The sequence below is a fragment of the Streptomyces sp. NPDC051172 genome, from assembly GCF_040682555.1.
GTDB lineage: Bacteria > Actinomycetota > Actinomycetes > Streptomycetales > Streptomycetaceae > Streptomyces.
Genome location: NZ_JBFBBE010000310.1, coordinates 1 through 1,772 on the forward strand (window position 1 = coordinate 1; position 1,772 = coordinate 1,772).

General features: G+C 73.8%; 3 protein-coding genes. All 3 read left to right on the forward strand.

Features of this window, described 5'->3' with window-relative positions; translation table 11 throughout:
• Positions 1-476 (forward strand): hypothetical protein (locus tag AB0N07_RS50620; RefSeq protein ID WP_365847715.1); only part of this gene is annotated, 476 nt, incomplete at its 5' end.
• Positions 477-627: 151 nt separating this feature from the next.
• Positions 628-1,167, forward strand: a complete 540-nt coding sequence (locus tag AB0N07_RS50625; RefSeq protein ID WP_115261522.1) for a CDP-alcohol phosphatidyltransferase family protein — start codon at positions 628-630, stop codon at positions 1,165-1,167.
• 126 nt (positions 1,168-1,293) lie between these two features.
• A partial coding sequence (locus AB0N07_RS50630) for a glycosyltransferase (protein WP_365847717.1) occupies positions 1,294-1,772 on the forward strand: 479 nt, incomplete at its 3' end.

A 1,772-nucleotide genomic window follows, 5' to 3' on the forward strand; every position in this document is an offset into this window, starting at 1 on the left:
AGCCGTTCGCCCGGGGCTTGTACGACGGCATCTTGGCGGTGGGCGGCGTGGCCTTGGGCGTCGTGGCCGCCGGCTTGGCGGTGGGGAAGAAGGTGGAGAAGGAGGAGAACAAGAAGGCCCGCAAGAACGGCGAGGCCGCTCCCCACCCGGGCCGTGACGACGCCACCGAGGCGGAGATCCGCCGTCGTGCCGACCTGCGCCGCCGCCACTTGGGCGACATCCGCTCCGGCCTGGACGAGAAGATCAGCGTGAAGGGCCAGCTCGCGGCCTTCGCCGCCCAGCGCAAGGGTCGCGGGGTCACCCCCGAGACCACGCACGCCACCGAGCAGACCGCGCCGTTCACCGGTGCCGCCCGCGCGGGGGAGCGGACCGCCGAGGCCGAGGACTACGTGAAGGACAACTGGCAGCCGCTCGCGCTGCTCGGCGCCTCCTCCGCCGCGTTCGTGGCGCTCGCCAGCCGTCTGCGCCGCCGCTGATCCGGGGGCGCCCGCGCTCCCCGGCCCCCGAGGCCCCGATCCCCACGGATCGGGGTCTCGTCGTCTGCGGGGAGGGGTGACGGCGTCGGTAGGCTGGGCGTGTGGGGCGCCCGGCGGGGGCGTCCGCCCGCGGACCCTGGAGGAGTGACCCATGCGTGTGATCGACGTCGGCCTGCGCGAGGGCCACGAGTACCGCGTCCGCGACACCTGGCTGACCGTGCCGAACCTCATCACCCTGGCCCGCTTCGCCCTGGTGCCGGTGTTCGTGTGGCTCACCGTCGACGGTCGGCACCTGGACGCGTTCGTGATCCTGGCGGTGCTCTCCGGCACGGACTGGGTGGACGGCTACGTGGCGCGCCGGTTCGACATGATCTCCACGGTCAGGCGGTGGCTCGACCCGGTGGCGGACCGCCTCTCCCTGCTGGTGGTGGCCGTGACGTTCGTGGCCACGGGCATCGCCCCGCTCTGGCTCGCCCTGGCCATCGCGATCCCGGACGTCGTGCTCGCCGCCGTGTGCCTGTGGCTGTTCGGCGGCAGCCCGTGGAGCGGTGTGGCCCTGGCTCTGGTCGGCGCCGGCTGCCTGCTGCACATCCTCGCCGCGGGGGACTACCTCGTGCGCGCGGTGGGCAAGGCCCGCGGCCTGCGGGCCGACGGTCAGGACCCGCGCGAAGAACCGTCCCGCCGGGGCTGACCCCCTCGCGCATCCTCGTGTCGGCGCCGACGGTTGCTACCGTGGGACGCGCGCCGTGCCCGCGGCCGGTCCTCCCGGCACGGGTCGGGCGCCGTCGTGCCATCGCCACCACAGAGAGGGACCGCCGTGTCCGACCGTCCCCGGATCGCCGCCGACCGCCCCCTGAAGGTGCTGATCGCTGCTGACACCTATCCGCCGCACGTCAACGGGGCCGCCACCTTCGGCCACCGCCTCGCCACGGCGCTGCACGCGCGCGGCCACGAGGTCCACGTCGTGATGCCGCGCACCGAGGCCGGCCCGGACACCGTGGAGCACCGGCCGGAGGCCACCGTGCACCTGCTGCGCTCCCTGCCGGCGCCGACGCACGAGTACTACCGCGTGGTGCTCCCGCGGCACGCCAAGACCTCCTTCCGCCGCATCTACCGCGAGGTCCAGCCGGACGTCGTGCACGCCCAGTGCCACTACATGGTCGGCGAGGCCGCCATCAACGAGGCCGAGCGGCGCCGCATCCGGATCGTCTCCACGAACCACTTCATGCCGGAGAACCTCGAGCCGTTCCTGCCGTTCCCGCAGTGGTTCCTGGACATCGTCTCCCGGGTGTCGTG